The 20,287-nt window shown below is 73.7% G+C and carries 23 protein-coding genes; 10 read left to right on the top strand and 13 right to left on the bottom strand.

Annotated features, from left to right (window positions below; all coding sequences use genetic code 11):
• Positions 1–9 precede the first annotated feature (9 nt).
• Positions 10–945: a DMT family transporter gene (locus E6W39_RS16665; RefSeq protein ID WP_181799296.1), complete on the bottom strand. Its 936-nt coding sequence runs from the start codon at positions 943–945 to the stop codon at positions 10–12.
• Positions 938–1,483 carry a hypothetical protein gene (locus E6W39_RS16670; RefSeq protein WP_141634191.1) on the bottom strand — a complete coding sequence of 182 codons (546 nt, stop codon included), beginning with the start codon at positions 1,481–1,483 and terminating at the stop codon, positions 938–940. Before E6W39_RS16670 ends, E6W39_RS16665 begins: the two co-directional genes overlap by 8 nt.
• Before the next feature lie 94 nt (positions 1,484–1,577).
• Here E6W39_RS16670 and E6W39_RS16675 point away from each other — a divergent pair, with 94 nt between their 5' ends.
• The 3 genes from E6W39_RS16675 to E6W39_RS16685 all read left to right on the top strand — a co-directional run bounded on the left by E6W39_RS16675 (position 1,578) and on the right by E6W39_RS16685 (position 4,743).
• On the top strand, positions 1,578–2,891 hold the full coding sequence (locus E6W39_RS16675; protein ID WP_141634192.1) for a magnesium transporter MgtE N-terminal domain-containing protein: 1,314 nt from the start codon (positions 1,578–1,580) through the stop codon (positions 2,889–2,891).
• Between the two features lie 70 nt (positions 2,892–2,961).
• Positions 2,962–3,525: a DUF1003 domain-containing protein gene (locus E6W39_RS16680; protein WP_181799698.1), complete on the top strand. Its 564-nt coding sequence runs from the start codon at positions 2,962–2,964 to the stop codon at positions 3,523–3,525.
• Between the two features lie 57 nt (positions 3,526–3,582).
• On the top strand, positions 3,583–4,743 hold the full coding sequence (locus tag E6W39_RS16685) for an Mrp/NBP35 family ATP-binding protein (protein ID WP_141634193.1): 1,161 nt from the start codon (positions 3,583–3,585) through the stop codon (positions 4,741–4,743).
• 30 nt (positions 4,744–4,773) lie between these two features.
• Here the strand turns inward: E6W39_RS16685 and E6W39_RS16690 are convergent, their stop codons facing one another.
• The 4 genes from E6W39_RS16690 to sigE all read right to left on the bottom strand — a co-directional run bounded on the left by E6W39_RS16690 (position 4,774) and on the right by sigE (position 7,888).
• Positions 4,774–5,466 carry a hypothetical protein gene (locus E6W39_RS16690; protein WP_141634194.1) on the bottom strand — a complete coding sequence of 231 codons (693 nt, stop codon included), beginning with the start codon at positions 5,464–5,466 and terminating at the stop codon, positions 4,774–4,776.
• A gap of 106 nt (positions 5,467–5,572) precedes the next feature.
• A complete protein-coding gene (locus E6W39_RS16695; protein WP_141634195.1) occupies positions 5,573–6,028 on the bottom strand; it encodes a sec-independent translocase in 456 nt (151 codons plus the stop codon).
• A gap of 172 nt (positions 6,029–6,200) precedes the next feature.
• Positions 6,201–7,148, bottom strand: a complete 948-nt coding sequence (locus tag E6W39_RS16700) for a zf-HC2 domain-containing protein (RefSeq protein WP_228718187.1) — start codon at positions 7,146–7,148, stop codon at positions 6,201–6,203.
• Entirely contained in the window at positions 7,145–7,888 is a 744-nt protein-coding gene (sigE, locus tag E6W39_RS16705; protein ID WP_141637782.1) for an RNA polymerase sigma factor SigE, read from the bottom strand. The genes E6W39_RS16700 and sigE overlap by 4 nt, the downstream gene beginning before the upstream one ends.
• Positions 7,889–8,160: 272 nt before the next feature.
• Here sigE and E6W39_RS16710 point away from each other — a divergent pair, with 272 nt between their 5' ends.
• Positions 8,161–8,793, top strand: coding sequence for an O-methyltransferase (locus E6W39_RS16710; protein ID WP_141637783.1), 633 nt, complete (start codon positions 8,161–8,163; stop codon positions 8,791–8,793).
• 84 nt (positions 8,794–8,877) lie between these two features.
• Here the strand turns inward: E6W39_RS16710 and E6W39_RS16715 are convergent, their stop codons facing one another.
• A complete protein-coding gene (locus E6W39_RS16715; protein ID WP_083976644.1) occupies positions 8,878–9,045 on the bottom strand; it encodes a DUF3117 domain-containing protein in 168 nt (55 codons plus the stop codon).
• A 375-nt stretch (positions 9,046–9,420) separates the two neighbouring features.
• Between E6W39_RS16715 and E6W39_RS16720 the strand changes: the two genes are divergently transcribed.
• Entirely contained in the window at positions 9,421–10,221 is an 801-nt protein-coding gene (locus E6W39_RS16720) for an enoyl-CoA hydratase/isomerase family protein (protein ID WP_141634196.1), read from the top strand.
• Positions 10,222–10,228: 7 nt separating this feature from the next.
• Here E6W39_RS16720 and E6W39_RS16725 read toward each other — a convergent pair whose 3' ends face one another.
• Together E6W39_RS16725 and E6W39_RS16730 are read right to left on the bottom strand one after the other, a co-directional pair.
• Positions 10,229–10,807, bottom strand: coding sequence for a DNA-3-methyladenine glycosylase I (locus E6W39_RS16725; RefSeq protein ID WP_141634197.1), 579 nt, complete (start codon positions 10,805–10,807; stop codon positions 10,229–10,231).
• Complete coding sequence (locus tag E6W39_RS16730; protein ID WP_141634198.1) at positions 10,804–11,142, bottom strand: DivIVA domain-containing protein; 339 nt, start codon at positions 11,140–11,142, stop codon at positions 10,804–10,806. Before E6W39_RS16730 ends, E6W39_RS16725 begins: the two co-directional genes overlap by 4 nt.
• Before the next feature lie 213 nt (positions 11,143–11,355).
• Here E6W39_RS16730 and folP point away from each other — a divergent pair, with 213 nt between their 5' ends.
• Positions 11,356–12,168, top strand: a complete 813-nt coding sequence (folP, locus tag E6W39_RS16735; protein ID WP_141637784.1) for a dihydropteroate synthase — start codon at positions 11,356–11,358, stop codon at positions 12,166–12,168.
• A gap of 18 nt (positions 12,169–12,186) precedes the next feature.
• On the opposite strand, the gene E6W39_RS16740 is transcribed toward folP, so the two are convergent.
• Entirely contained in the window at positions 12,187–13,029 is an 843-nt protein-coding gene (locus E6W39_RS16740; RefSeq protein ID WP_101385238.1) for an LOG family protein, read from the bottom strand.
• Positions 13,030–13,098: 69 nt separating this feature from the next.
• Complete coding sequence (dapE, locus tag E6W39_RS16745; RefSeq protein WP_141634199.1) at positions 13,099–14,205, bottom strand: succinyl-diaminopimelate desuccinylase; 1,107 nt, start codon at positions 14,203–14,205, stop codon at positions 13,099–13,101.
• A gap of 110 nt (positions 14,206–14,315) precedes the next feature.
• Between dapE and E6W39_RS16750 the strand changes: the two genes are divergently transcribed.
• Both E6W39_RS16750 and E6W39_RS44180 read left to right on the top strand, forming a co-directional pair.
• Positions 14,316–15,350 carry a hypothetical protein gene (locus E6W39_RS16750; RefSeq protein WP_228718188.1) on the top strand — a complete coding sequence of 345 codons (1,035 nt, stop codon included), beginning with the start codon at positions 14,316–14,318 and terminating at the stop codon, positions 15,348–15,350.
• 174 nt (positions 15,351–15,524) lie between these two features.
• Complete coding sequence (locus E6W39_RS44180) at positions 15,525–16,523, top strand: hypothetical protein (RefSeq protein ID WP_141634200.1); 999 nt, start codon at positions 15,525–15,527, stop codon at positions 16,521–16,523.
• A 101-nt stretch (positions 16,524–16,624) separates the two neighbouring features.
• Here the strand turns inward: E6W39_RS44180 and dapC are convergent, their stop codons facing one another.
• Positions 16,625–17,770, bottom strand: a complete 1,146-nt coding sequence (gene dapC / locus E6W39_RS16760; protein ID WP_141634201.1) for a succinyldiaminopimelate transaminase — start codon at positions 17,768–17,770, stop codon at positions 16,625–16,627.
• Between the two features lie 20 nt (positions 17,771–17,790).
• Entirely contained in the window at positions 17,791–18,117 is a 327-nt protein-coding gene (gene fdxA, locus E6W39_RS16765; protein ID WP_101382073.1) for a ferredoxin, read from the bottom strand.
• Between the two features lie 126 nt (positions 18,118–18,243).
• Between fdxA and E6W39_RS16770 the strand changes: the two genes are divergently transcribed.
• Complete coding sequence (locus E6W39_RS16770; protein ID WP_181799297.1) at positions 18,244–19,308, top strand: GNAT family N-acetyltransferase; 1,065 nt, start codon at positions 18,244–18,246, stop codon at positions 19,306–19,308.
• A gap of 87 nt (positions 19,309–19,395) precedes the next feature.
• Positions 19,396–20,271: a transglutaminase family protein gene (locus E6W39_RS16775; RefSeq protein WP_141634202.1), complete on the top strand. Its 876-nt coding sequence runs from the start codon at positions 19,396–19,398 to the stop codon at positions 20,269–20,271.
• Positions 20,272–20,287 lie beyond the last annotated feature (16 nt).

Consider the following 20,287-nt stretch of genomic DNA (forward strand, 5'->3'; position numbering starts at 1 on the left):
TAAGGCCGGTCAGCGCCGCTCCCCCCGTACCACCAGTCCCAGCCCGGCCAGGATCAGCATCAGCGCCGGCCAGGAGGCGGCCGGTGGCAGCTGGCGCAGCCAGAGCGCGGCGATCAGGGTCGCCCCCGGGGTCTCCAGCAGGATCGCGGTGGAGGTCACCGAGGCCCCCAGGGTGCGCACCACCCGGTTGCTCAGCGAGTGCCCGAGCAGTTGGGCGACCACCATGAGCAGCCCGATCTGCCACCAGCCGGTGGCCGACCAGCCGTTGAGCCGGGTGCCGGTGGCCAGGCAGAGCGCCAGCAGCACCAGGGCGGTGGTGGTGTAGCAGACCAGGGTGTAGGCGGTGGTGCTGACGGTCCGTCGGACTTCCGCGCCCAGCAGCATGTAGCCGGCCGCGGCCAGCCCGGCGGCCAGCGCCAGTCCGTCGCCGAGCAGCGCCCGGGTGGACAGGCCCAGGTCGACACCGGTGAGCACCAGCACCCCGGCGAAGGCGGTGGCCGTGCCCAGCCACACCAGCCGTGGCGCCCGGTGCCCGGTGAACCGCATGATCAGGATGGCCCAGAGCGGGGTGGTGGTGACCAGCGCGGTGGCCGAGGCCACCGAGGTCATCCGCAGGCTGGGCATCCAGAGCGCGAAGTGCGCCGCCAGCAGCACCCCGGCGGCCACCGCCAGCAGCAGCTCCCGCCGGCCGATGCGGCGCAGTTCGGCGCGGTGCCGCAGCAGCGCGTAGGGACCCAGCACCCCGACCGACATGACGTTGCGCCAGCAGGCGATGGCCAGGGCCGGTGCGGCGGTGGCGCTGATCAGCGGTGCGGAGAAGGAGATGCCGACGATCGAGACGGCGAGCAGCAGCAGGTCGACGGCGGGCAGGGCGGCGCGGGCCGGCGCGGCGGCCTCCCGGACGGCGGGCTCGGGCCGGGTGAGGGAGGACGAACCGTCAGCCACGTCGGCGCCGTCGGCCCAGCACCAGCTTCGGCAGCCCGGCCGGGATCGGCCGCCGGGTGGTGGCCGGGCTGGGCATCGGCTCGGCGCTGTGCGAACCGTCCGGCATCGCGCCGGGGCGCTCGCTGAGCCCGCCCACCGGCTCCAGCCGCAGCACCTGGCACTCGGCCGCCCAGCGGTCCGTGATGGTGTCGGTGTCCGGCGCGTTCAACCGCTTGCCCTTGAGCTCCTCCACCGCGCCCTGCCAGGCCTCGCCGCGCGGCTCGAGGACGGTCACCCGGGCCTGGAACCCGACCAGCCGCCCCCACTTGTCCTTGCTGCGCGCGGTGACCGCGGCCCCGGCGCCGCCCCGCAGCCCGTGCAGCGGCTGCTCGGCGCCTCCGCCGACCAGCACCACCGCGCCGTCGTACCAGGCGTGCCAGACCGGACGGCTCTCGGTGACACCCTCCGGCCGCACCCAGAGCAGCCCCGACTTCTTCACCGCCTCCTCCAGCAGTGCCCGGTCGAGGAAGTGGTCAGCAGTCGCGGTGGTCCCGTCCATGCGGCACAGCGTACGGGGCACCCGGAGGGCGGCGGCAAGCCCGGCCGTCATCCGTTCGATAGCCTGGCCCGGAATCACGAGCGGAAGGAAGTCCATGGCAGGTCCAGGCAGCCGGGTCTTCATCTCCCATCTGGCGGGCGTCTCCGTCTTCGACCCCAACGGCGACCAGGTCGGCCGGGTGCGCGATGTGGTGGTGGCGCTGCGGATCGGTGCCCGCCCGCCGCGGGTGCTCGGCCTGGTGGTCGAGGTGGTGGGCCGGCGGCGGATCTTCCTGCCGATGACCCGGGTCACCAGCCTGGAGTCCGGCCAGGTGCTGACCACCGGCGTGATCAACATGCGCCGCTTCGAGCAGCGGCCGACCGAGACCCTGGTGCTGGCCGAGCTGCTAGACCGCCGGGTCACCGAGACCGCCACCGGCGCCGAGGTCACCGTGCTGGACGTGGGCATGGTGTCGACCCGGCTGCGCGAGTGGGAGGTCAGCAAGGTCTTCGTGCAGCGCGGCAAGCCCAGCCGGCTGCGCAAGTCCCGCGGCGAGACCGTCACCCTGGACTGGTCCGCGGTCACCGGCTTCACGCTGGCGGAGGAGGGGCAGGGCGCGGCCAACCTGCTGGCCACCTTCGAGCAGCTGCGCCCGGCCGACCTGGCGAGCATGATGCACCACCTGTCGGCCAAGCGGCGGGCCGAGGTGGCGGCCGCGCTGGACGACGAGCGGCTGGCCGACGTGCTGGAGGAGCTGCCCGAGGACGACCAGGTGGAGATCCTCGGCAAGCTGCAGGACGAGCGGGCCGCCGACGTGCTGGAGGCGATGGACCCGGACGACGCCGCCGACCTGCTCTCCGAACTGCCCGGCGACGAGGCCGAGCGGCTGCTCCAGCTGATGGAGCCGGACGAGGCGGAGCCGGTGCGCCGGCTGCTCTCCTACGAGGAGAACACCGCCGGCGGCCTGATGACCACCGAGCCGATCATCCTGGAGCCGGACGCCACGGTCGCCGAGGCGCTGGCCCGGGTCCGGGTCCGCGACCACAAGCCGGCGCTGGCCGCCCAGGTCTACGTCTGCCGACCGCCGAACGAGACGCCCACCGGCAAGTACCTGGGCACCGTGCACTTCCAGCGGCTGCTGCGCGAGCCGCCGTTCACGCTGCTCGGCTCGCTGCTGGACGACGACCTCGATCCGCTGCCGCCGGACACCCCGCTGCCGCTGATCACCAGCTACCTGGCGACCTACAACCTGGTCGCAGCACCGGTGGTGGACGAGGCCGACCATCTGCTGGGCGCGGTCACCGTGGACGACGTCCTGGACCACCTGCTGCCCGAGGACTGGCGCGAGGCCGCCCTGCACGGCGGCGAGAACGGCCCCACGGAGGACAGCACTGTCGAGCACGAGAGCGAGGCGCACCGTGGACGCTGACCGCAACAGACGCGGCCGGTCCGGCCGGGACGGCAACGACGACGGGCTGCGCCAGCGCCTCCAGGGCGAGCTGCGGCAGCTGCGCGAGCCGCGCGGCCGGGAGGGCAGCGGCAAGCAGCGCGCCGAGACCGCGCACGGCACCGCGGTGCGGGCCCGGCTGGACCAGCCGCGCACCGGCAAGGCCCCGCTGCTGGCACTGCCCAACTACGACCCGGAGGCCTTCGGCCGGCTCTCCGAACGGATCGCCCGCTTCCTCGGCACCGGGCGGTTCATCGTCTGGATGACGGTGGTGATCATCGTCTGGGTCATCTGGAACACGATGCTGCCGTCGAGCGTGCACTTCGACGACTATCCGTTCATCTTCCTCACCCTGGTGCTCTCGCTGCAGGCCTCCTACGCGGCCCCGCTGATCCTGCTGGCGCAGAACCGCCAGGACGACCGGGACCGGGTCAACATGGAGCAGGACCGGGCCCGCGCCGAGCGCAGCATCGCCGACACCGAGTACCTCACCCGGGAGGTGGCCGCGCTGCGCCAGGGCCTGGGCGAGGTGGCCACCCGGGACTTCGTCCGCTCGGAGCTGCAGGGCCTGCTCAAGGAGCTGGACGAGCGCCGGGAGGCGGCCGACCTGCTGTGATCCGCGGCACGCTACCGGCCAGTCGGTCGGCCCGGCGACGCGCCGTACCATCAAGGCATGGCCAATGAGACTGAGGTCGCGACCGGCGTGACGGAGGAGTCCGTCCGCAAGGCGCTGTCGACCGTGCAGGACCCGGAGATCAACCGCCCGATCACCGATCTCGGCATGGTGAAATCCGTGGAGCTCGGCGATCAGGGTGCGGTCAAGGTCGCCGTCTACCTGACCGTCTCCGGCTGCCCGATGCGCGAGACCATCGTCGACCGGGTGAAGACCGCGGTCGGCCGGATCCCGGGCGTGACCACCGTCGAGGTCGAGCTCGACGTGATGAGCGAGCAGCAGCGCAAGGAGCTCTCCCAGCTGCTGCGCGGCGGTGCGCCCGAGCGGGAGATCCCGTTCGCCAAGCCGAACACGCTGACCCGGGTCTACGCGGTGGCGTCCGGCAAGGGCGGGGTGGGCAAGTCCTCGGTGACCGTCAACCTGGCCGCCGCGATGGCCGCCGACGGCCTGAAGGTCGCCGTGGTGGACGCCGACATCTACGGCCACAGCGTGCCGCGGATGCTGGGCGTCGAGGGCCGTCCGACCCAGGTCGAGGACATGATCATGCCGCCGTCGGCGAACGGCGTGAAGGTGATCTCGATCGGCATGTTCACCCCGGGCAACGCCCCGGTGGTGTGGCGCGGCCCGATGCTGCACCGCGCGCTGCAGCAGTTCCTGGCCGACGTCTACTGGGGCGACCTGGACGTGCTGCTGCTCGACCTGCCGCCCGGCACCGGCGACATCGCGATCTCGGTGGCCCAGCTGGTGCCGAACGCCGAGATCCTGATCGTCACCACCCCGCAGCAGGCCGCCGCCGAGGTGGCCGAGCGGGCCGGCACCATCGCGCTGCAGACCCACCAGAAGATCGTCGGCGTGATCGAGAACATGTCCGGCATGCCCTGCCCGCACTGCGGCGAGATGGTGGACGTCTTCGGCACCGGCGGCGGTCAGACCGTGGCCGACGCGCTCACCCGGGCCACCGGCGCCACCGTCCCGGTGCTCGGCAACATCCCGATCGACGTCCGGCTGCGCGAGGGCGGCGACGACGGCAAGCCCGTCGTGCTGGCCGCCCCCGACTCCCCGGCCGGCGCCGCCCTGCGCGCCGTGGCCGGCAAGCTGGGCGGCCGCCAGCGCGGCCTGGCCGGCCTGTCCCTCGGACTGACGCCGAAGAACAAGTTCTGAACCTGACGCCCCCTCAGGACCTGGCGCCCCTCAAGCCTTGAGGTAGGCCGCCAGGTCCTGAACCACGCTGAAGCCCATGCCGTAGGCGCTGACGCCGCGGCCGTAGGCGCCGAGCAGCACGCCGGGGGCCTCGCCGGCCAGCACCCAGCCGTACGCCGACTCGCGGTAGCGGAACGGCTGGGGCAGGCCGTTGACCGGCAGGGTCAGCGGGGACCAGCCGGCGCCGCCGAGGTCGTCGGCCAGGTCCCAGGCCAGGGCGGTCTGCTGGTCCAGCCACTCCTGGCGGCGGGCCCGGTCCAGCTGCCCGGGCCAGGTCGAGCCGAGCAGGCCGGAGCCGGCCAGCCAGGCGGCCGAGGAGGCGGAGGTCGCCTCCAGCAGCCCGGTGCCGTCCGCGCTGCGCCGGCCGGGGCGGTGGGCGACCGTCACCACCACCGCGAACCGGCGGTTGCCGTGCGTCTCCTGCTGGCGCGGCGGCTCCTCGCCGTGGCCCAGCGAGCCGTAGTCGATGGTGCGCGGCTGCCCGGGGCGGATCCCGCCGGCGCCCGCCTGGAGCAGCCAGCGGCGGCCGGTCCAGCCCTCGTCCAGGCCGTACCAGGGGAAGTCGGCGGCCTGGTACGGCGCCAGCGGGTCGGCGGGCTCGGCGGTGCGCCGACCGGGCACCTCGGCCGCCTGGGCGGTAGCCGTGGCGGCCGGACCGGCCGTCTGAGCACTGGACGTGTCCATCCGGGACCTCCTCAGCGAATTGTCGAACCATCAGCACAATAGCGGCGTGACACGGCGACACCCCGCCGGGCCGGTGGCCGGGCGGGGTGTCGTGGGTCCGAGAGGGTCAGGTGGCGTCGGGGTCGAACGGCGCGCGCTCGCCGGCGGCCAGCGGCGTCCCGGTGTCCGCAGCGGGCCGGTGGCCGCCCGCGGCGGCCACCGGCTTGGCCCCGAGCGAGGTGCCCGGCTTGTCGTCGAGCAGCGACCGCACGTCCAGCTCCTGGCGGAGGGTGTCGATCCCCAGGCTGTCGTTGATCTCCTTGAAGCCCAGCGGGTCGGCGCCGTCGCCGATCAGGTTTTTGCGCACGAAGGTCTTCGGGTTGAGGTCCTCGAACTCGAAGTCCTTGAACTCGGGGCCGAGCTCCTTGCGGATGTCCGCCTTGGCGCCGTCCGCGAACGAGCGGATCTTGCGGATGAACCCCACGCTGTCCTGGATCAGCTTGGGCAGCTTGTCCGGCCCGAAGATGATGACCGCCATCACGACCAGCGTGATCATCTCAAGTGGGCCTATGTCGAAGAACACGTGAGCTCCCAGGTGCCGGCAGTCTGACCCGGCTCGGCCCGCGACGCCGGTCTCTACAGGGTAATGGCCGCCGGCCGTTGTCAGGCCACGGGGCGATGAATCCTCGGGGCGGCGATCGGGGTGTCCGGCGGGAACCGTCCGCCGGACACCCCGAAATCCCGGGCCCCGCCGCCTACGGCAGCTGGTGGCCGTTCACCACCGGATTGGCCGCCCCGCCGGTGGGGATGGAGCTCACCAGGTCATACGGATGGCCGATGTGCGAGTGGGACGGGAAGTCGACCGACATCGGCTCGTTCACCGGCAGCACCGGGGTGTTGCCCCCCGGCACCTGCGGATTGACGGCCGTCCCGTGCTGGTCGTCCACCGGGCTGTCCCCCGCCACCGCGGCCAGGCCGAGGCTGCCGAAGCCGCCCAGGGTCACCGCCGCGACCGAGAAGGCGCCGGCGGCCGCGACCACCAGCCGCCGCCCGCGCGGCACCGCCGGGCGGGTGAACGGCAGCGCCGCGGCCGGACGCCGGCGCTCGGCGACCGCCGGGCCCTCGCCGGTGCCGCGCCGCCCGCTCCACAGCCGCACGTCGCCGAACCTCCCGCCCTGGTGGGCCCGGGGGTCGGCCGGCGGCAGCGGCGCGCCGGCGCCGAGTGCGTTGCCGCCGAAGGAGGCACCGCGACCGAACGAGCCGCCGGTCAGCCGACTGCCGCCGAGCGTCGGCCCGGTCGGCTCGGTGAACGGCTCCTCGGCGGCGGGCGCGCCGCCCTCGGGGCCCTGGGAGGCCGGGGGAACGTCGTCGTCCGGCAGGGCGGCGACCGCCAGCAGCCGGGCCATCAGCGCCCCGGACGGGCCGGGTGCCGCGGTGCGGGTGAGCAGCTGCTTGACCCCGCGCGCCGCGTCGGCCTCGGCCAGGCACTGCGGGCAGGTGGCCAGGTGGGCCTGCACCCGCTCGCGGGCGTCATGGCCCAGCTCACCGTCCAGATAGGCGGTGAGCCGGTCGCCGAGGTGGTGCTCCCCGGCCGACTCCGGCTGTCGGACCGCTATCGGACGGAGCTCCGGCAGCTGTGCGATCCCGTCGTCCGCCCGGCTGGACGCCGCGCGCCTGGCCTCGGACCGGCCTGCCCCGCTCACGATCGCCTCCGTCCGCTCCCGCCCGGCAGTCCGACGGCCGCTTCGGCGGCCACCGCCCCCACCGGCACGGGCTCCAGCTCCGCACTGGAGCCACCACGCCGGATCCGGCCGGGCGCGGCGCCCGGGGCCCGGTGCTTGAGGGCGGCCCGCAGGTGCGAGCGGCCCCGGTGGATCCGGCTGCGCACGGTGCCGAGCTTGACGCCCAGGGTGGCGGCGATCTCCTCGTAGGACAGCCCCTCGATGTCGCACAGCACCACGGCGGCGCGGAACTCGGGGGCCAGGGTGTCCAGCGCCTGCTGGATGTCGGCGTCGAAGTGGGTGTCGCTGAACGCCTGGGCCGGGCTGGGCTCACGGCTGGCCAGCCGCTCGGCGGCGTCCTCGGCGAGCGCGTCGAACCGGATCCGCTGCCGGCGGCGGACCATGTCCAGGAAGAGGTTGGTGGTGATCCGGTGCAGCCAGCCCTCGAAGGTGCCGGGGGTGTAGGTGGAGAGCGACCGGAAGACCCGGACGAAGACCTCCTGGGTGAGGTCCTCGGCGTCGTGCTGATTGCCCGTCAACCGGTAGGCCAGGCGGTAGACCCGGGCGCTGTGCGCCTCGACGATCTCCTCCCAGCTGGGCGGCGTCCAGCCCTGCGCGCCCGGTCCCTCATTGAAGGTCGCGAGCACGGCGGGGGCCGAGGGCTCGGCGGACTCGGCGGCGTCGAACGAGGGGTCCAGGGGAGCGTGCGCAGACTGGTTCATCACGGGCTTCGGCGTACGGGCCGACGCGAAGGTGCGGTGTTGCCGCCGCACAGGGACGTCGCCCTCGGCCACACCTCCTCGGTTGGCTCTTCTGCCCAGCAAGGCCACCACCATATCCACCTCACCCGTCAGTTCCGGATAAAAGTGTGTTCTTCCACCGAGAACCGTTCACGCAGTCCAACGGCCCGCCGTCGGGCGCGGTTCCCACCCGGCCAGTAATCTGTGCCAGGAAATATCGACATCCGGTAGCGCCCCTACCCACCAGGACACAGATCATCGACTTCGGGCCCACGGCTGCGACCCTCGCCGACACCTACGTCGGCGAGGACGCCGTGCTGACCTACGCCCGGTCGCAGGCGGCCCGCACCGGCATCACCTCGGTCAGCCCCAGCGGCGGCGCCTGCCTGCGGCTGCTGGCCGCCACGCTGGGCGCCAAGGCGGTGGCCGAGATCGGCACCGGCACCGGGGTGTCCGGGCTGTACCTGCTGCGCGGCATGCGCGCGGACGGCATCCTGACCACCGTCGACCCGGAGCCGATCCGCCAGGAGCTGGCCCGGGAGGCGTACTTGGCGGCGGGCTTCGCCGCCAACCGGGCGCGGTTCATACCCGGCCGGGCCCTGGAGGTGCTGCCGCGCCTCGCCGACGGCCAGTACGACCTGGTGTTCTGCGACGGGGACGCCGCGGAGTCGTACTCGTATCTCGCAGAATCGTTGCGGCTGCTGCGCCCCGGTGGGGTGGTCTGCTTCGAGGGGGTGTTCCAGCAGGGCCGGCTGACCGATCCGGCGCTGGACGATCCGGAGACCGGCGCGATGCGCGAACTGGTCCAGGCGGTCCGCGAGAGCGACCTGCTGCTGCCGGCCCTGCTGCCGATCAGCGACGGCCTGCTCTGCGCGGTCAAGCGCTGAGCCGCACCGCGCGAGGCGGAACGCACGAGGCCCGGACCGACCGCAGGGGTCGGTGCCGGGCCTCGGGGCAGATCGCGCCGGGAGTCAGCCGCAGGCCTGCTTCAGAGCTTCGCCAAGGGCGCTCGCCTCGTCCGGAGTGAGCTCCACCACCAGGCGACCGCCGCCTTCGAGCGGAACTCGCATGATGATGCCCCGCCCCTCCTTGGTGACCTCCAGCGGGCCGTCACCCGTCCGCGGCTTCATGGCCGCCATGCTCGTTCCCCTTCCTGCAGCCGCTCAGCTAGGTACCAGCGGTCCGTCCACCACTGGTATCGAACGCTTTGATCGGAAGCCATTATCCCGCATACGGCGCCCCGATGACCAACGTCACGCAATCCGCACCCGCAGTCGCACCGGCACGGGCCGTCCGAACCAGTCCCAGACGCCCCATCACCCGACCGGGCGAAGAGCCCTCAGTTGCCCTTCCCCGCCTACCCGAGCCCGCCCTCCCGAGGCCGGCGCGAAGGTGCCGGGCCCGGTCCGCGCAAGTCCCGGCAAAGGTGCGCTACCTCACACTCCCGCAGCTCGCCGCGCTCCGGCATGCTGACTCGGGTCCGTGGTGTACCGACCGGTTGGGAGCTCTCACCCATGTCTGATTCCGTCCTCTACGAGCGCGACGGCGCGCTCGCCGTGATCACCATCAACCGGCCGGACGCGATGAACGCGCTCGACGTGCCGACCAAGGTGGCGCTGCGGGACATCGTGACCGAGGCCGCGAACGACCCCGAGGTCCGCGCGGTGCTGCTCGCCGGCGCGGGCGACAAGGCGTTCTGCGTCGGCCAGGACCTCAAGGAACACCTGGGGCTACTGAAGCGGGCCGAGGAGACCGGCGAGGCGCCGCTGAAGACGGTGGCCGAGCACTACAACCCGCTGGTGCGGGCGCTCGCCGGGATGCGCAAGCCCACGGTGGCCGCGGTCAACGCGGTGGCCGCCGGCGCCGGCGCCTCGCTCGCCTTCGCCTGCGACTTCCGGATCGTGGCCGACACCGCGGGCTTCAACACCTCGTTCGCCGGGGTCGCGCTGACCGCCGACTCGGGCGCCTCCTGGACGCTGCCGCGGCTGGTCGGGCACGCCCGGGCGACCGAGCTGCTGATGTTCCCGCGCACCGTCAAGGCGGCCGAGGCGCTCACCCTCGGGCTCGCCACCCGGGTCGTGCCCACCGCCGAACTGGCGGCCACCGCGCGGGAGTTCGCCCAGCAGCTGGCGAACGGTCCGACCGTCGCCTACGGCGCCATCAAGACCGCGCTGGACTTCGGCGCCAGCCACACGCTGAGCGAGACCCTGGACAAGGAGGACGAGCTGCAGACCCTGGCCGGGGCCAGCGAGGACCACCGGATCGCGGTGCGCGCCTTCATCGCCAAGGAGCAGCCGAAGTACGTCGGCCGCTGACGGTCCGTCAACCGATCATCTGGCGCACGTGGCAGCCCGCCAGATGGTCGTTGACCAGGCCGCAGGCCTGCATCAGCGCGTAGACGGTGGTCGGGCCGACGAACCGGAAGCCGTTGCGCTTCAGCTCCTTGGCCAGCGCGGTGGACTCCGGCGTCACGGCCGGCACCTCGGCCGGGGTGCGCGGGGCCGGGCGGTCCGGGTCGCCGGCGAACTGCCAGACCAGCGCGTCCAGGCCGCCGGCCAGGGCTTCGGCGGCCCGGGCGTTGGCGATCGAGGCCTCGATCTTGGCCCGGTTGCGGATGATGCCCGGGTCGGCCAGCAGCCGGGCCGCGTCCTGCTCGGTGAACCGGGCCACCTCGGCGATCCGGAAGCCGGCGAAGGCGGCACGGAACCCCTCGCGGCGGCGCAGGATGGTTATCCAGGAGAGCCCGGACTGGAAGGCCTCCAGGCAGATCCGCTCGAACAGCGGATCCTCGCCGTGCACCGGACGGCCCCACTCGGTGTCGTGGTACTCCCGGTAGTCGTCGGCCCCACCGCCCCACGGGCAGCGCAGCAGACCGTCGGGGCCGGTCACCAGGGCGCTCACTTCTGGTCCACGGGGCCGGGCGCGTCGTCGACCGTCCCGGTGCCCGGCGCGGCGGCCGCGACCGCCGCCTCCAGCTCGGCGATCCGGGTGTCCCGGTAGGCGAGTTCGGCGCCGAGGCGGTCCAGCACGTCGTCCACCTCGTCCATCCGGTAGCCGCGCACCGCCATCGGCAGCCGGATCTCGTCCACATCGGTCCGGGTGAGCGGGCGCTCCTGCGGCAGCCGGGCCGCGATCCGGTCGTGCACGGCCTCCGGCAGCGAGCCACCGCCGCCCAGCGCCACCAGCGCGGCGCCGCCGACCACCACGGCCATCGCCACCACGATCACCCAGAACACGAGCTGTCCTCCCGAGACGTGAGTATGCGGCCATGTGAGGGATCATGGATCCCGGGGACGGCCGGGGCCCCATCATCGCACCAGGGCACCCCCGGATCGATACCTGCGAGACCTGACTGAGACACCGGCTGCACCGGTCGGCGAGAGCGTGAGGAGCAAGGGGTGGCACTGCGCCTGGGACCGTGTGAGTTCGGTGCGGATGAACTGGTCATCATGGCCATCGTCAACCGTACCCCGGACTCCTTCTTCGACCGCGGCGCGACGTTCGCCGACGAGGCCGCGTTCGCCGCCGCCGACCGGGCGGTGGCCGAGGGCGCCAGGATCCTGGACATCGGCGGGGTGAAGGCCGGGCCGGGCGAGGAGGTGACGGTCGAGGAGGAGCTGCGCCGCACCGTCCCGTTCGTCGCGGCGCTGCGCGAGCGTCACCCGGACGTGGTGATCAGCGTGGACACCTGGCGCCACGAGGTGGGTGACGCGGTCTGCGAGGTGGGCGCCGACCTGCTCAACGACGCCTGGGGCGGGGCCGATCCGCACCTCGCCGAGGTCGCCGCCAAGCGCGGTGTGGGCCTGGTCTGCACGCACGCCGGCGGTGCCGAGCCGCGCACCCGGCCGCACCGGACCGGCTACGCGGACGTGATGGCGGACATCCTCGACGTCACGGTGGGGCTGGCCGAGCGGGCCGCCGCGCTCGGGGTGCGGCGGGACGCCCTGATCATCGACCCGGGGCACGACTTCGGCAAGAACACCCGGCACTCGCTGGAGGCCACCCGGCGGCTGCCGGAGATGACCGCCACCGGGTTCCCGGTGCTGGTCTCGCTCTCCAACAAGGACTTCGTCGGCGAGACCCTGGACAAGCCGGTGAACGAGCGCCTGCTCGGCACCCTGGCCACCACGGCGGTCTCGGCGTGGCTGGGCGCCCGGATCTACCGGGTGCACCAGGTCGCCGAGACCCGCCAGGTGCTGGACATGGTCGCCTCGATCCAGGGCACCCGGCAGCCCGCCGTCGCCCGCCGCGGACTGGCCTGACCGGAGCTTCGACCCCGGTCAGATCTCGGTGCCGTTGGGCCTGCGGCTGTCCGCCAGGATCCGCAGCACCTCGTCGACCTCGTCGGTCACCTGGAACAGCTCCAGGTCGGCCGGCGAGGCCTTGCCCTGGGCCACCAGGGTGTCGCGGAGCCAGTCCACCAGGCCGCTCCAGTAGGCGCTGCCGAAGAGGATCACCGGGAACCGGGTGACCTTCTTGGTCTGCACCAGGGTCAGCGCCTCGAACAGCTCGTCCAGCGTGCCGAGCCCGCCGGGCAGCACCACGAAGCCCTGCGCGTACTTGACGAACATGGTCTTTCGGACGAAGAAGTAACGGAAGTTCAGCCCGAGGTCGACGAACTCGTTGAGCCCCTGTTCGAACGGCAGCTCGATGCCCAGACCGACGCTCAGCCCGCCCGCCTCCGAGGCGCCGCGGTTGGCCGCCTCCATCGCGCCGGGCCCGCCACCGGTGATCACCGCGTAGCCGGCCTCGGCCAGGGCCCGGCCGATCGCCACCCCGGCCTTGTAGTCCGCGGAGTCGACCCCGGTCCGGGCCGAGCCGAACACGCTGACCGCGGGCGGGAGTTCGGCGAGCGCGCCGAAGCCCTCGACGAACTCCGAGGTGATCCGCCAGACCCGCCAGGGGTCGGTGTGCAGCCAGTCGGTGGGCCCGGTGGTGTCCAGCAGCCGCTGGTCGGTGGTGCTCGGCTCGACCTGGTCCCGGCGCAGCAGCACCGGGCCCTTCCGCTTCTCCGGCCAGGCCTTCTTGCCCGGCTCGGCCGCCGCCGCGGGCTCGTCCACCAGCTCCGGCCCGTGGCCGAAGCGCCGTCCGTCTGCGCCGTTCTGCGCTGATGTCCCTGTCATGACGAAACTGTACGCCCGCCACCCGTGGCGCACGGGGAACATTCGGATGACCGACCGGCGAAACGATCCTTACTCGTTGGACTCGACGGGGCCCGTCAACCAGTCCCGCAGCCGCTGCTCGCACTCGGCGATCGCGCTCAGCGAGCAGTGCTCGTCCCGCTTGTGCGCCAGGTTCGGATCGCCGGGGCCGTAGTTGACGGCGGGCACGCCCAGCGCACTGAACCGGGCCACGTCGGTCCAGCCGAACTTGGCCCGCGCCTGGCCACCGGTGGCGGCCAGGAAGGCCCGGGCGGCCGGGCGGTCCAGGCCGGGCAGCGCGCCCGGGGCGGAGTCGGTCACCTCGACCGGGAAGCCGGCGAACACCTCGCGCACATGGGCCTCGGCCTGCTCGGGGCTGCGGTCCGGCGCGTAGCGGAAGTTGACGGTCACCACGCACTCGTCGGGGATCACGTTGCCGGCCACCCCGCCGCGGATGTCCACTGCGTTGAGTCCCTCCCGGTACTCCAGCCCGTCGATCAGCACGGTGCGCGGCTGGTAGGCGGCGAGCCGGCCGAGCACCTCGGCGGCGCGGTGGATGGCGTTGTCGCCGAGCCAGCTGCGGGCCGCGTGGGCGCGCACCCCGGTCAGCCGGACCTTCACCCGCAGGGTGCCCTGGCAGCCGCCCTCCACCATCGCGCCGCTGGGCTCCATCAGCACCGCGAAGTCGGCCTTGAGCCACTCCGGGTGGGCGGCCGCCAGCCGGCCCAGGCCGTTGCGGGAGGCCTCGACCTCCTCGCAGTCGTAGAAGACGAAGGTCAGGTCGCGGTTGGGCGCCGGCAGCGTGGCGGCGAGGCGCAACTGCACCGCCACCCCGGACTTCATGTCGCTGGTGCCGCAGCCCCACAGCAGATCGCCCTCGGCCCGGGACGGCAGGTTGTCGGCGATCGGCACGGTGTCCAGGTGGCCGGCCAGCACCACCCGCTCGGCCCGGCCCAGCTCGGTGCGGGCCACCACGTTGTTGCCGAAGCGCTCGACGGTCAGGTGCGGCAGCTCCCGCAGCGCCTGCTCCACCAGGTCGGTCAGCTCCTGCTCGTCGCCGCTGACCGAGGGCTGGTCGACCAGCCGGGCGGTCAGGGCCCCGCCGTCCAGGGTCAGATCGAGGCGGGCGAGGGCGCTGGTACCGGGCTGGCTCGTCATGGCCGCAAGCCTATGTGACCACCGGCTCAGGACGCGGACGCAACCAGCGGGGACCGCACTGTCGTCCGACCGGGCGTCGGATGGATACGGTGACCTTCAGACATCCCGAGGTGAGAGGGGCCGCAGTGGCCATGGAGGAGGAGGCGGCCGGTGGCCGCCGGCGACGGCCGCTGCGCTGGGTGCTGGTCTCGCTGCTGGTGATCGGAGCAGTGGTCGCGGGCCTGGTGCTGTGGAGCCGCAGCCACAACGCGGCCAGTGCCGAGGGCTGCGAGGTCACCCCGGCCGGCGGCAAGCCGATCACCATGGACCTCGACCAGGGGGAGAACGCGGCCACCATCGCGGCCGTCAGCATCTCCCGCGGCCTGCCGGAGCGCGCCCTGACCATCGCGCTGGCCACCGCGCTGCAGGAGTCCAAGCTGCGCAACCTGGACGGCGGCGACCGCGACTCGGTCGGCCTCTTCCAGCAGCGGCCCTCGCAGGGCTGGGGCACCGCCCAGCAGATCCAGGACCCGGTCTACGCGACCAACAAGTTCCTGGACGCCCTGGTCAAGGTGCAGGGCTACGCCCGGATGTCGCTCACCGACGCGGCCCAGGCGGTGCAGCACAGCGCCTACCCCGGTGCCTACGCCAAGCACGAGTCGCACGCCACCGCGCTGGCCGAGGCGCTGACCGGCCGCGCGCCGGGCGCGTTCAGCTGCACGGTGCACCAGTTCCTGCAGATCGACCCGGCCCTGCTGACCAGCCCGAGCAGCGCCGCCACCGACGCGGCGACCCCGGTCTCCCAGAGCTCGCTGACCGGCCAGCAGCAGCTGACCGACCGGCTGCGGGCCGAGTTCGGACGCACCGTCACCCTCGGCCCGGCGCCGGCCGGCGCGGCCGACCCCAAGGTGGCCGGCACCGCGCTGGCGCTCACCCCGGACCCGGCGGCCAACACCGACACCGGCGCCGATGCCCAGCGGCAGAGCGGCTGGGCGGTGGCCCAGTGGGCGGTGGCGAACGCCGAGGAGGTGGGCATCGGCACGGTCCGCTACGACGGCAAGATCTGGCGGGTGGACTCCTCCGCCTCCGGCTGGCAGACCCAGGCGAACGGGTCCGGCACCGACAAGGTGCTGATCACCATGGGCATGCCCAACGCCAAGAAGTGACCCGTCTGCGGCCCGTCCATTGACGGGCCGTCAACCGGAAACGACAAGGGTTCACCCGGATGCCCCTCCGGCGGGTGAACCCTGGCATGCCCCGCGAAACCTTCTCGCTCCTGACGCGGTATCCACGGCGTCCGCCCCGGCGGACTGTCGTCCCGTCACTCGTTTAGGAGCACCATGTCCCTCCCCCTCTCCCGCCGGATCGCGCGGGCCGCGCTGCTGGTCGCCGCCGGGGCGACCCCGCTGGCCGCCGCCGGGGCGGCGTCCGCAGCCGACCTGATGCCCAAGGGCACCGACCTCGGCGCCGGCATCAGCAAGCTGGACGGCGTCACCTCGTCCTCGACCGTCAAGGGGGAGGCCCACCAGGTCGGCCAGGCGCTCGGCAAGACCGGCTCGGTGCTGGCCGCCACCGCCCTCCCGGCGACGGCCGACCTCGCCGGCATGGCGGCCGCCCAGACCCTGCCCAGCACCGAGGACGCCGCCCGGACCGTGGCCGACCCCGGCGCGGCCCTCACCAGCGCCACCACCAACGGCAGCGGCCCGCTGGCCAACACCCTGGGCAAGGTGTCCCGGCTGACCCCGCTGGGCCACCTGCTGCCCGGCGCCGCGCCGCGCTCGATGCCGTTCGGCGTCGGCCAGCCGGCGGCGCCGCACGCCCCCGCGATGCCCAGCGTCACGGGCGTCGACAAGCTGGTGAGCGGCGACGCCCTGACCAACCCGCTCGGCGCCGCCCACCACCTGACCCAGCAGGTCCCGGCCGCCAGCGGCCTGACCACCCAGCTGCCCACCCAGGACCGCCTGGTCAGCGCGCTGCCGAACCCCGACCACCTGACCGGCGCGCTGCCCACCAGCGACCTGTCCTCGACGCCCAGCACCCAGCAGCTCACCCAGGCGGTGCCCAGCGCCGCCAAGCTGGCCGACGTGGCGCCCGCCACCCACGGGCTGGCCGGCCACCTGACCGCCGCCGACCAGCTGGCCCACGCGGTGCCCGCCACCGACCTGACGCACCCCGCCGAGGCCGTGGACGCCGCCCATCTGACCGCCCTGGCGGCCCAGGCCACCGGCGCCACCCACCGGCTGAGCAGCCTGCCCGACCTGAGCGGCGTGAGCGGCCTGGCCACCTCGCTGGGCGGCGGGGTGACCAACGCCCTGCACCACCTGCCGTCGGTGGGCTGAGCCCGCGCGGCCATGACAGCGGCCCCGGGTCGGAGGGAGCTCCCTCCGGCCCGGGGCCGTCTGCTTGTCGGAACGTCTTGCCGGAACGTCTTGCCGGGACGTCAGCCCTTGAGCCGTGCCACCGCCGCCGCCACCCGCTCGTCGGTCGCGGTGAACGCCACCCGGACGAAGCTGTCGCCCGCCGGGCCGTAGAAGTCCCCGGGCGCCACCAGGATGCCGCGCTCCGCCAGGTGCGCCACGGTGTCCCAGCAGGGCTCGTCCCTGGTCGCCCAGAGGTAGAGGCTGGCCTCGGAGTGCTCGATCCGGAAGCCGGCCGCCAGCAGCGCCTCGCGCAGCGCCGCCCGCCGGGCCGCGTACCGGGCGCGCTGCTCGGTGACGTGGCTGTCGTCGCCGAGCGCAGCGATGGTCGCGGCCTGCACCGGGGCCGGCACGATCATGCCGCCGTGCTTGCGGATCTCCAGCAGCTCGCGCACCACGACCGGGTCGCCCGCCACGAAGGAGGCCCGGTAGCCGGCCAGGTTGGACCGCTTGGAGAGCGAGTGCACCGCCAGCAGGCCCTCGTGCGAGCCGCCGCAGACGTCGGCGCGCAGCACCGAGACCGGCTCGGCCTCCCAGCCCAGCTCCAGGTAGCACTCGTCGCTGACCAGCAGCGCGCCGTGGCGGCGCGCCCAGGCGACCGCCTCGCGCAGCTGGTCGGCCGTCAGCACCCGGCCGGTCGGGTTGCCGGGCGAGTTGAGCCAGAGCAGCCGGACCCGGGCCGGGTCCAGCTCGTCCACGTTCTCGTACGCCACCGGCTCGGCGCCGCAGAGCCGGGCGCCCACCTCGTAGGTGGGGTAGGCCAGCCGCGGGTAGGCGACCTGGTCGCCGGGGCCGAGGCCGAGCTGGCCGGGCAGCCAGGCCACCAGTTCCTTGGAGCCGATGGTCGGCAGCACCGCGGCCGGGCCGATCTCGGCCCCGCAGCGCCGGTTCAGCCACCCGGCGATCGCCTCGCGCAGCTCCAGCGGACCCCAGACGGTGGGGTAGCCGGGCGCGTCGCTGGCGCCGGCCAGGGCCTTCTGGATCAGCTCCGGCACCGGGTCGACCGGGGTGCCGACGGAGAAGTCGCAGAGCCCGCCCGGGTGGGCCAGCGCGGTGGCCTTGTACGGCTCCAGCTTGTCCCAGGGGAAGGCCGGGAGCCGGTCGGATACGCGGCGCGCCGCCCCCGGGTGGCCCGGGAACGGCGCGCGCGGTGCGTCAGTGGTGCTCACTGGTCAGCTGCCACCGATCGTCAGTGCTCGGCGTTCTGCGGCGGCAGGGCCGCGATGAACGGGTGGTCCCGCTCGATCAGGCCCAGCTTCGAGGCGCCACCGGGCGAACCGAGCTCGTCGAAGAACTCGACGTTCGCCTTGTAGTAGTCCTTCCACTCCTCCGGAGTGTCGTCCTCGTAGAAGATCGCCTCGACCGGGCAGACCGGCTCACAGGCGCCGCAGTCGACGCACTCATCCGGGTGGATGTACAGAGAGCGGCTGCCCTCGTAGATGCAGTCAACCGGGCACTCTTCGATGCACGCCTTGTCCTTGACGTCGACACAAGGCTGCGCGATGACGTAGGTCACGCTGTCGTTCCTCCTCGGATGGGCCGGTGCCCAAACTATCTGCTTGCGTGCGCGGGTACGCGCGGCGTCGTCGATGCCCGCCCCTAGTATCGCGGGTCAGAGCCTACAAATGCACCGGAGGTCCCTTTGAGCACCAGCCAGTTTCCGGACGGCGGACTGGCCGAGATCCGCATAGACCGCTCTGACGTGGGACGACGGGTCTCGGTGCGGCGACTGGAAACCCCGGCTGACCCCGCCACCGGCCGCCCGGTGTTCCGCGATGTGATCGGCGTGCTCACATCATGGAACGATCATGAGCTGACGGTGATCGGCCGGGACTGCTCCGAGACCCGGATCCCGCTGGACCGGCTGGTGGCCGGCAAAGTGGTGCCGTTGTTCCCGGCCCGGCGCGGCGAGCAGCCGCAGGCCGGGCCGGTCGAGCTGCAGCGGCTGGCCGCCGACAGCTGGCCGGCCGCCGAGCGGGAACAGCTGGGCGACTGGACGCTGCGCGCCGCCGGGGGCTTCACCAAGCGGGCCAACTCGGCCCAGCTGCTGGGCGATCCGGGCCTGCCGCGGCCGGCCGCGCTGGACCGGGTGCGCGCCTGGTACGCGGCCCGCGCGCTGCCCGCCTGGGTCGAGGTCACGGTGCCCGGCACCGACCCGGCGCTGATCGCGGAACTGGACGAGCTGGGCGAGCGGAGCGAATGGGGGCACCTCCCGGCCGAAGGCTGGGGGAACGTCACCCCCACGCTGGTGCGGACCGCGCCGCTGGCCCCGCTGGCCCGCCCGGTGCCGGGGCAGGAACTGGTGCGGCTGTCCCGCACCGCGGACGCCGACTGGCTGGCGGTGTACCACCGGTTCGAGGACGGCGAGACGGCCGCGGACGCCGCCCAGCAGGTGCTGCACGGCGGTCCCTCGGTCTGGTTCGCCACCGTGCCCGACCCGGACGGCGCGCAGCCGCTGGCCATCGGACGGTGCGTCATCGACGGTGCGTGGGCGCACTTCGGGGCGGTCGAGGTGCAGCCGCGGGCCCGCCGCCGGGGGCTGGCCCGCGCGGTCATGGCGGTGCTCGCCGCACGGGCCGCCGAGGAGCGCGCCCGGGGCGCCTACCTGCAGGTGGAGGCCGACAACGACGCCGCGAACGCGCTCTACGACGGCCTGGGCTTCAGCACCAGTCACACTTACCACTACCTGCGTCTTCCCCAGGCGTAGCAGTCGTCGTAGGTTCCCGCCGTAGCATCACCGAAGCAGCACCGCCTGACGCACCCCGTGCCGCACACGAAAGCCAGCGCAGCCACCGTGACCGAGCAGAGCAGAGCCCGCTTCCGCACCGAGGCCAGGTCCGAGCAGCCCGACCCGGTGCTGCTCTGCGTGCTGGCCGCCGCCGAGCACACCCTGGCCGGCCCCGGCCTGCCGGAGGACGAACCGGCGCCGACCCTGGCGGAGCTGGAGGCCGCCTGCCGGGCGGCCCTGGACCGGCACGCGGCCGCGGTGCGGCGTGCCGTGGCCGAGCGCCGGCCGACCTCCCCGGAGGAGACCGCGGCGCTGCTGGCCGCGGTGCTGGGCGGGCGCGAGCGGTTCCACGGCCGACAGTCCGACTACAAGCGGCTGGAGTCCTCGCTGCTGCCCGAGGTGCTGCGGCGCCGCCGCGGGCTGCCGATCATGCTCTCGCTGGTCTGGTCGGCGGTGGCGGCCCGGGCCGGGCTGACGGTGCACGGGATCGCGCTGCCGGGGCACTTCATCGTCGCGGTCGGGGCGCCCGAGCCCGGCGACGAGTACGTGCTGGCCGACCCGTTCCACGGCGGCCGGCTGCTCTCCTCGCAGGACGCGGCGGCGATCGTGGTGGCGGCCGGGCACAAGTTCACGCCGGAGCTGCTCACCCCGGCCCTGCCGCTGGACATCACGCTGCGGGTGCTCGGCAACATCCGCGCCTGGGCCGCCGAGCGCCCGGAGCACGCCAGGACCCAGCTGTGGGCCACCGAGCTCTCCCTGCTGCTCCCCCGCCATCCGGCCCAACTACGCCTGGAACGAGCCGAGTTGCTGGTGCGAACCGGCGACTTCCTGGGCGGGGCGGCCGAGATGGACGCTTACGCCCAGATCCTGGACGCCTTCGACCCGGACTCGGCCGCCCGGGTGCGGCAGGACGCCCGGGCCGCCCGGCACCGCCTCAACTGACCCGCGCACATGGGCC

The organism is Kitasatospora acidiphila (assembly GCF_006636205.1).
In the GTDB taxonomy this organism is placed as follows: domain Bacteria; phylum Actinomycetota; class Actinomycetes; order Streptomycetales; family Streptomycetaceae; genus Kitasatospora; species Kitasatospora acidiphila.

Excerpts from the sequence above, each read along its gene's own strand:
- E6W39_RS16670 (WP_141634191.1), bottom strand. The coding sequence starts at position 1,483 with ATGGACGGGACCACCGCGACTGCTGACCACTTCCTCGACCGGGCACTG.
- E6W39_RS16675 (WP_141634192.1), top strand. The coding sequence starts at position 1,578 with ATGGCAGGTCCAGGCAGCCGGGTCTTCATCTCCCATCTGGCGGGCGTC.
- E6W39_RS16685 (WP_141634193.1), top strand. The coding sequence starts at position 3,583 with ATGGCCAATGAGACTGAGGTCGCGACCGGCGTGACGGAGGAGTCCGTC.
- E6W39_RS16690 (WP_141634194.1), bottom strand. The coding sequence starts at position 5,466 with ATGGACACGTCCAGTGCTCAGACGGCCGGTCCGGCCGCCACGGCTACC.
- sigE (WP_141637782.1), bottom strand. The coding sequence starts at position 7,888 with ATGAACCAGTCTGCGCACGCTCCCCTGGACCCCTCGTTCGACGCCGCC.
- E6W39_RS16715 (WP_083976644.1), bottom strand. The coding sequence starts at position 9,045 with ATGGCGGCCATGAAGCCGCGGACGGGTGACGGCCCGCTGGAGGTCACC.
- E6W39_RS16720 (WP_141634196.1), top strand. The coding sequence starts at position 9,421 with ATGTCTGATTCCGTCCTCTACGAGCGCGACGGCGCGCTCGCCGTGATC.
- folP (WP_141637784.1), top strand. The coding sequence starts at position 11,356 with ATGGCCATCGTCAACCGTACCCCGGACTCCTTCTTCGACCGCGGCGCG.
- E6W39_RS16740 (WP_101385238.1), bottom strand. The coding sequence starts at position 13,029 with ATGACAGGGACATCAGCGCAGAACGGCGCAGACGGACGGCGCTTCGGC.
- dapE (WP_141634199.1), bottom strand. The coding sequence starts at position 14,205 with ATGACGAGCCAGCCCGGTACCAGCGCCCTCGCCCGCCTCGATCTGACC.
- E6W39_RS44180 (WP_141634200.1), top strand. The coding sequence starts at position 15,525 with ATGTCCCTCCCCCTCTCCCGCCGGATCGCGCGGGCCGCGCTGCTGGTC.